5 protein-coding genes are annotated in these 8567 nt (G+C 57.6%); all 5 read left to right on the forward strand.

Features of this window, described 5'->3' with window-relative positions; genetic code table 11:
* Positions 1-188: 188 nt before the first annotated feature.
* Positions 189-1295: a hypothetical protein gene (locus VGE80_RS09495; protein ID WP_440592488.1), complete on the forward strand. Its 1107-nt coding sequence runs from the start codon at positions 189-191 to the stop codon at positions 1293-1295.
* 429 nt (positions 1296-1724) lie between these two features.
* A complete protein-coding gene (locus tag VGE80_RS09500; RefSeq protein ID WP_373649160.1) occupies positions 1725-1880 on the forward strand; it encodes a hypothetical protein in 156 nt (51 codons plus the stop codon).
* A gap of 239 nt (positions 1881-2119) precedes the next feature.
* On the forward strand, positions 2120-3580 hold the full coding sequence (locus VGE80_RS09505) for an MdtA/MuxA family multidrug efflux RND transporter periplasmic adaptor subunit (RefSeq protein ID WP_440592489.1): 1461 nt from the start codon (positions 2120-2122) through the stop codon (positions 3578-3580).
* On the forward strand, positions 3577-6681 hold the full coding sequence (locus VGE80_RS09510) for a multidrug efflux RND transporter permease subunit (RefSeq protein ID WP_440592490.1): 3105 nt from the start codon (positions 3577-3579) through the stop codon (positions 6679-6681). The genes VGE80_RS09505 and VGE80_RS09510 overlap by 4 nt, the downstream gene beginning before the upstream one ends.
* Positions 6678-8567 (forward strand): efflux RND transporter permease subunit (locus VGE80_RS09515; protein WP_440592491.1); only part of this gene is annotated, 1890 nt, incomplete at its 3' end. The genes VGE80_RS09510 and VGE80_RS09515, both read left to right, overlap by 4 nt.

Genomic DNA, 8567 nt, shown 5'->3' on the forward strand with positions numbered 1-8567 from the left:
CGCAGAGAAATTTGCCCTCTTTCGAAGGGGCAATGAGAACCTGAATTCGGGGTGAAGTTGAATCTCAGTCGCATTGATGCAATTCACAACCGCAGGATCAAGCTGCATACTGGCTCTTATCGACGGCTGTCGAATCCGGGCCATGCAGCCGTGTGTTTTGTCTGCAGTCTCTCTTCAAGGAGCTTTCAATGCGCCATGGAATGTTCTACTACTGCGCGGCTTTGATCTGGCTGTCTTCGGTGACCATCGGACAAGCGGCAGATTGGGGATTGAAGGAAGGGACACCCGACATCAAGTCCGCGGGAACCCTGGCCTTCGGTCCGGATGGAATCCTCTTCGTGGGCGACAGCAAAGGTGCTGCGATCTTTGCCATTGGCACCGGCGATACCAAAGGAGACCCCTCCAGTGCCAAGCCGCAGATCGCCGGTCTGAACAAGCAGATCGCTTCGCTTCTGGAATCGACCGTGGAAAACATCACCGTCAATGACCTCGCCACGAACCCACTGACCGGAACGGTCTATCTGTCGGTGACCAAGGGCAAAGGAGAACACGCCTCGCCTGCGATCGTCCGCATCGGCGAATCCAATCAGTTATCAGAGCTGTCGCTGAAGAAAGTCCCCTTCCAGAAAGCGGTCCTGCCAGACGCTCCTGAAGATAAAGAAGTGACGGTCAACGGCCGTACTCGTAACCCTCGCAATGACGCGATCACCGACCTGGCCTACGCCGAAGGGAAAGTCTTCGCTTCGGGATTGGCAGCCGGCGCATCCCCCTCAAGCGTTCATCAGATCCCCTTCCCGTTCGCCGATGGCCTGACCGGCACCAGTGTCGAGATCTACCACGGGGCTCACGGTCGGGTGGAAGACTATGCTGCCATCCGGACCTTCGTCCCCATGAACATTAACGGAGAGCCGAGTCTGCTCGCAGGATTCGTCTGCACGCCTCTGGTTCGTTTCCCGATCAACGACCTGAAGAACGCCGAAAAAGCTCGCGGAACCACCGTGGCTGAACTCGGTAACAGAAATCAGCCACTGGACATGATCGCCTACAAGCAGAATGGCCGTGACTACCTGCTGTTGTCCAACTCGGCACGCGGTGTGATGAAAATCAGCACCGAGAACATTGCCACGACCGAAGGGATCACCAGCCGTGTTGCTGACACCGCTGGTCAATCCTATGAGACAGTGAAGGAACTAAACGGTGTGGTCCAGCTCGATCGCCTCAACGAAGACAACGTCGTGGTCCTGATCCAGTCGACTGATGGATCGCAAGATCTGCGTACTGTTCCGCTTCCCTGAACTCTCATCACCACGGCTGCTCAACCCTTATGAACAGCCGCACGACAGTGAGGCGACGAGACCTGACCGACGATAACCCGGAAAGCAGGACGAATACTGCAGCTCCCTTGCGCGACGATTTCGAGTGCCCCCCGGTGCCTCGAAGGCGTCGCCTGTTTCCGGGGGTTCTCCGGGACTGGGAGTCGCAGACAAGGCAGTTCCCTCGCTGCATCTTCGCCGCTTAATGACGTCGTCGAATCACCAAGTTTGCCGTATCAGAGTCGACCGTTGCGGCAAACCTGCATTGGGGGATGCGTTCCCGCCCGCCTGAATTCCCACCGTTTGAACGCCTGCCCGACGGATTTGAAAACGTCACAGGGCAGGACGAGTACGACCCAGACCGCCACCCCGACTTCGACACACTCCCCCGCTACCACTTTCAGAGCCATCATGCGACGTAGTGGCCTCGTTCCCAAGCGAAGCATCACGAACGACGGATCCTCGGCTCACGGATCGCAGGATCCCGCTGTCATGCACGGAGATCAGGTCTTTCCTGAACCGGCGTTACACGAACCCGAAGAGAACTGCACACGTGCCTATAATTAGAAAAATCCGAAAGATTCATCACTCGCGAACAAAGATCTTTCGAGACGGAAACAATTGAAACGATACGATTGATCGAACGCGACGTAACTTCGATCATATCGTGCGGTCCTGATGGATCGCTCGATATCTCCGCAATCCCACGACCCACGAAGCCCGCCATCGAACGAGTCGATGCCCTCGTCGTTCGGCTGCCTGACGGACTGCAGGCCAGCCACCTGAGCAAAAGTTGAGGTAACTTGATGATCTCCAACCCGCCTGTCGTCAAGCCCCCACAGCTCTCAGACACCGTCAAAGATCGACCCGTCACATCATTTGACCGTTCTGGGGACTTGGACCCGGCGATTTCCTCGAAACCAGTACCTGAGTCGACTGGTCCCTACCCGCACGATCCGAGTCCCTCACCGAGTGTATCCCGGGCCCGTTCCCTTTTCTGGACGATCTTCTGGATCTGTCTGATCGCCGGGTGTGCTGCTGCATGGCACTACCGCGACGTCGTTCAGCCCTGGGTCGCAGAAAATCTTGGGATTGGTCACTCGCCCCCGCCGAAGGCGCCTCCTCCACGGATCGTCCCCGTCGTCACCGCGCCCGTCGAAAAGAGCGATTTGAATGTTTACCTGAATGGGTTGGGTACGGTGACCGCATTTAAGACCGTCACCATTCGCAGCCGTGTCGAAGGGGAACTGGTCAACGTCGCCTTTACCGAAGGACAGATGGTCAAGGAGGGTGATTTGCTCGCCGAGATTGACCGCCGTCCCTTTGAAGTTCAGCTGCAACAGGCAGAGGGACAGTTGGCTCGTGACCAGGCCACATTGAAGTCAGCCGACTTCACCTACAAGCGATACCAGGAACTGATTCAGTCTCGCTCGATCTCGCCACAGCAGATCGACGAACAGCGGGCTCTGGTCCAGCAGACGGCGGGAGCGATCCAGTCCGATCTCGCAGCGGTCGAGAACGCGAAACTGCAACTGGATTATTGCCGCATCACAGCCCCGATCGGGGGCCGCATCGGACTGCGTCTGGTCGATCAGGGAAATATCGTACGGGCCAATGATCCCAGCGGACTCGCCGTCATTACGCAACTGCAACCGATCGCCCTGGTCTTCACGATTCCCCAGGACGACATCTTCCGCGTACAGAAGCCGCAAAGCGAAGGACGCACTTTGATCGTTGACGCTTTCGACCGCGACTTCAAAGTGAAGCTGGCAACAGGCAAGTTGCTCGCCATCGATAACCAGGTCGATTCCACCACCGGAACGGTCCGCTTGAAGGCCGAATTCGACAACGAAGACGGGATGCTGTTTCCCAATCAATTCGTGAATGCCCGCTTACTCGTCGACACCAGGCGGGATGCCGTCGTGGTTCCAACCGCCGCCGTCCAGCGCGGCCCCTCCTCCACCTTCGTCTATGTCGTCCAGCCGGACGATACGGTCGAACTTCGGAATGTGACTGTCTCGATGACAGAAGGAACGCGGACGGCCGTCGAATCGGGATTAGAAGTCGGCGAAATCGTCGTCATCGAGGGTCTCGACAAGCTGCAACCCAAGACGAAGATCACCACCAGGGAAAAAGAGCAGGCACGCGAGAGCGGAAAACCGCCGCAAGAGGGAGCAACTCCCCCAGGCCGCGAGCAATCCGCCGAAGGTCAGTCGACCGGTAAGCACGCCGATGCCAGCCCACGTGGTAATAAGGAATCACGATGAATCCGTCCCGGCCCTTCATTCTGCGGCCGGTCGCTACGGTGCTGCTGATGGTCGCGATTCTCCTCGCCGGTCTCGTAGCCTATCGCGAACTTCCGGTCTCCGCGTTGCCTCAAGTCGACTATCCGACCATTCAAGTCGTCACATTCTATCCGGGAGCCGGACCTGATGTGATGACATCGTCGGTGACTGCGCCGCTGGAACGTCAGTTCGGTCAGGTCCCCGGTCTGACACAGATGACATCGGCCAGTTCCGAAGGCTGTTCGGTGATCACGCTTCGTTTCGCGCTGGAACTCAACATCGATGTGGCGGCGCAGCAGGTCCAGGCGGCCATCAATGTCGCAACCACGTTCCTCCCCCGCGATCTGCCGAACCCGCCGATCTACACGAAGACGAACCCCGCTGACGCACCCATCCTGACACTCGCCCTGACATCCGAGACGCTTCCACTTTCCAAAGTGGAAGACTTGGCCGATACGCGGCTGGCCCAGAAGATCTCGCAGTTGTCCGGTGTGGGCATGGTGAGTATCAGCGGAGGACAGAAACCCGCCATCCGTATCCAGGCGAATCCCCGTGCCTTGTCAGCGCTCGGCATGAACATGGCCGACTTGAGAAGCGTTCTGGTCGCCGCCAACATCAATCAGGCGAAGGGAAGCTTCGACGGAACACGACAGGCCTATACGATCGGTGCCAATGACCAGTTGCTTTCCAGCGATCAATACCGGGAACTGATTATCGCTTATCGCGCCGGCGGTCCCGTCAAGCTGACCGATGTCGCCGAAGTGACAGACGGAATTGAGAACATCCGGCAGGCCGCCTGGATGAACGATACCCCTGCCGTCGTGCTGAATATCCAGCGACAACCGGGTGCGAACATCATCGATGTCGTCGACCGCGTGAAGGCACTGCTTCCGCAACTGGGGGACACTCTTCCCCCCTCGGTCAAAACACACATCCTGACCGACCGCACCGTCACGATCCGTGCCTCTGTCGAAGACGTCCAGCGAGAACTGATGATGACGATCGGACTGGTCGTCTTCGTGATCTTCGTCTTCCTGCGAAACGTCCCTGCTACGATTATCCCGAGCGTGGCCGTGCCGCTGTCACTCGTCGGCACCTTCGGCGTGATGTACCTGCTGAACTACAGCCTGAATAACCTGACGCTGATGGCGCTCACGATTTCCACCGGTTTCGTCGTCGATGACGCCATCGTGATGGTCGAGAACATCATCCGTTATATCGAAGAGGGCGAATCTCCACTGCAGGCGGCACTGAAGGGGTCCGAACAGATCGGCTTCACGATTGTGTCGCTCAGCGTCTCGTTGATCGCCGTTTTGATTCCGCTGCTGTTCATGGGGGATATCGTCGGGCGACTGTTCCGCGAATTTGCCGTCACTCTCAGTGTGACCATTCTGATTTCGGCGGTCGTTTCGCTGACGCTCACCCCGATGATGTGTGCAAAGCTACTGCGTCACACTCCCCACGATCAACACGGTCGCTTGTATCTGCTCTCTGAGGCGGCATTTGACGGCGTGGTCTGGTTCTATGGGAAAACGCTGAACGTCGTTTTGCGTCATCAGACACTCACGCAGTTTGTCTCGTTCGCGACGATCGTCGCCACGGTTTATCTCTATCTTCTGGTTCCCAAAGGCTTCTTTCCCGTGCAAGACACGGGGGTGATCCTCGGAATTTCCGAGGCACCGCAAAGCATTTCGTTCCAGGCCATGGCCCACCGGCAACAGGAACTCAACCGCGCCATCCTGGAAGATCCTGCTGTTGAAAGTCTGTCCAGTTTCATCGGCATCGATGGGACGAATACAACCATCAACAGCGGACGAATTCAGATCAACCTGAAGCCGCTTGAAGAGCGTAAGATTAGCGCGATGGAAGTCATCCAGCGCCTGCAGCCGAAGCTGGAATCCGTCACAGGAATCACGCTGTACATGCAGCCGATTCAGGACCTGACCGTGGAAACGCGAGTCAGTCGTACCCAGTATCAATACAGCCTCGAGGACCCCAGCCCGAAAGAGCTGGATGAGTGGGCGCCGAAGTTTGTCGAGCGCCTGCAACAACTTCCCCAGCTTCGCGACGTCACGAGTGACCAGCAGAACGACGGCTTACAGGCAAAGGTCGTCATCAACCGGGATACTGCGTCGCGGCTGGGGATCACTCCGCAGATGATTGACGACGCCCTTTATGATGCGTTCGGTCAGCGTCAGATTTCGATCATGTTTACTCAGCTGAACCAGTATCGACTGATTCTGGAAGTCAAACCTGAGTACCGGAACGAACCACGAGATCTGAAAGAACTTTACTTGAGTTCGCCGGAAGGAGGGATGGTTCCGCTGGAAAGCTTCACGCGAATCGAAGAATCGACCACCCCCTTGACGATCAATCACCAGGGACAGTTTCCCGTTGTCACCGTCTCGTTCAATCTCGCCCCCGGCGTTTCACTCGGCGATGCCGTGACGGCGATCGCTGAAGCCAAAAAGGACCTCGACCTTCCTCCCAGTATTGTCGCCGGCTTTCAGGGGACCGCCGAAGCGTTCCAGGCCTCGATTAAAAACACACCGATTCTCATTCTGGCCGCGCTCGTCACGGTCTACATCGTGCTCGGCGTTCTGTACGAAAGTTATATTCATCCCATCACGATTCTCTCCACGCTGCCCTCTGCAGGCGTGGGGGCGCTGGTCGCCATGTTAATGAGCAACACAGACCTCAGCGTCATCGCTCTCATCGGCATCATCCTGCTGATCGGCATCGTCAAAAAGAACGCGATCATGATGATCGACTTTGCTCTGGATGCGCAACGGGAACGGGGCATGTCTCCGCACGACGCCATTTACGAGGCGTGCCTGCTCCGTTTTCGCCCGATCATGATGACCACGATGGCAGCCCTGCTGGGGGCGGTTCCCCTCGCCATGGGGACCGGGGTCGGATCGGAATTGCGCCGTCCGCTGGGAATCACGATTATCGGCGGTCTGGTTTTCAGTCAGCTGCTCACGCTGTACACAACGCCGGTCATCTATTTGTGGTTCGACTGGCTGGCCACCCGGATCGGGTTCGGTTCATCCGCTGACAACACCGCCACGGAGGAAGGATGAGTCTCTCTTCGCCCTTCGTCCATAAGCCGGTGGGGACCACCCTTTTTACGGTGGCCATCGTCCTGTCCGGCGCCATCGGTTACTTCATGTTGCCGGTGTCGCCGTTACCGCAGATCGATTTTCCGACCATCTCCGTCAGTGCCGGTCTTCCGGGAGCCAGCCCCGAGACGATGGCCTCGGCGGTCGCAACGCCACTCGAACGGCAGTTCGGACGCATCGCGGGAATCACCGAAATGACGTCGGCCAGTTCGCTCGGGTCCACGTCCATCACGATGCAGTTCGATCTGGATCGTGACATCAACGCCGCCGCGCGCGATGTTCAGGCCGCGATCAACGCCGCGCGAGGCCAGCTTCCCGCCAACCTTCCGAACAATCCCTCGTATCGGAAGGTTAACCCGGCCGATGCGCCGATCATGATGCTCGCCCTGACATCGGATACCTACACCAAAGCCCAGATGTACGACGCCGCGTCGACCATCTTGCAGCAGCGACTTTCACAAGTCCCCGGTGTCGGTCAGGTGTTTGTCGGAGGAGGCTCTGCGCCTGCCGTACGGGTCGACTTGAACCCCACAGTCCTGAACCACTTTTCGATCGGATTAGAAGATGTGCGGGCGGCACTGAGTTCCGCCAACGCGAATCGTCCTAAAGGGTCGATCTCTGACGACCAGCGATCCTGGACCATCGCGGCGACGGATCAGTTGATGACGGCCAGCGAGTACGAGTCGCTGATGGTCACTTATCGAAACGGAGCCCCCGTTCGTCTGCGTGATGTCGCTAAAGTCTCTGATTCCGTTCAGGACATTCGGGCGTTTGGACTCTCCGACGATAAGCGAGATGGACAACCCAACGGCAAGCCCGCGATCACGATCATCATCTTCCGCCAGCCGGGCGGGAACATGATTGAGACCGTCGATCGAATTATCGACCTGCTGCCGCAGCTCAGTGCCCAGATCCCGGCAGATATGCAGCTTTCGATTGCGATGGACCGGACGGCCACCATCCGTGCATCGCTGCACGATGTGCAGTTCACGCTGTTCATCTCAATCGCGCTGGTCATTCTGGTGGTCTTTATCTTCCTTCGCGATTTCCGTTCAACTCTGATCCCTGCCGTGGCAGTTCCGGTTTCACTGATTGGAACGTTCGGGGTGATGTATTTACTCGGATACAGTCTCGACAATCTCTCGCTGATGGCGCTGACCATCGCGACCGGCTTCGTCGTCGACGATGTGATCGTGGTGATTGAGAATATCTCGCGACACCTGGAAGAGGGCCTGTCGCCGTTGGAAGCTTCGTTACTCGGGGCGAAGGAGATCGGCTTCACCGTCTTGTCGATCAGCGTTTCCCTGATTGCGGTTTTTATCCCCATCCTTCTGATGAGCGGGATTATCGGCCGGCTGTTTCGCGAGTTTGCCGTCACACTGTCCGTGGCGATCGCCATTTCGCTGGTGATCTCGCTGACGACGACGCCGATGATGTGCGCCTTCCTGCTGAAGCACAAAACCCGGCAGCAGCGAGGTCGACTCTACGCGTTCAGCGAAGCGATTTTCGACGGGATCCTCTACCTCTACAGAATCTCGCTGGCGTGGGTCCTGCGTCATCACCGATTGACGATGGCCGTCGCCATCTCAACGTTGGGTTTAACGGCTTACCTTTACATTGACGCTCAGAAGGGCTTTTTCCCTCAACAGGATACAGGCCGGCTGACTGGCATTCTGATCGCGGATCAGGACACATCGTTTCAGTCCATCTCGCGGCTGCTCGGTCAGTTCGTACAGACGGTCAGTGAGGACCCCGCTGTCGAAAGCCTTGTCTGCTACGCCGGTGGTCAGGGAAGCGCGTCGAACACGGGTCGTATGTTCGTAACACTCAAGTCGATCGACAAGAGA

It is taken from the genome of Schlesneria sp., from assembly GCF_036405755.1.
GTDB lineage: Bacteria > Planctomycetota > Planctomycetia > Planctomycetales > Planctomycetaceae > Schlesneria > Schlesneria sphaerica.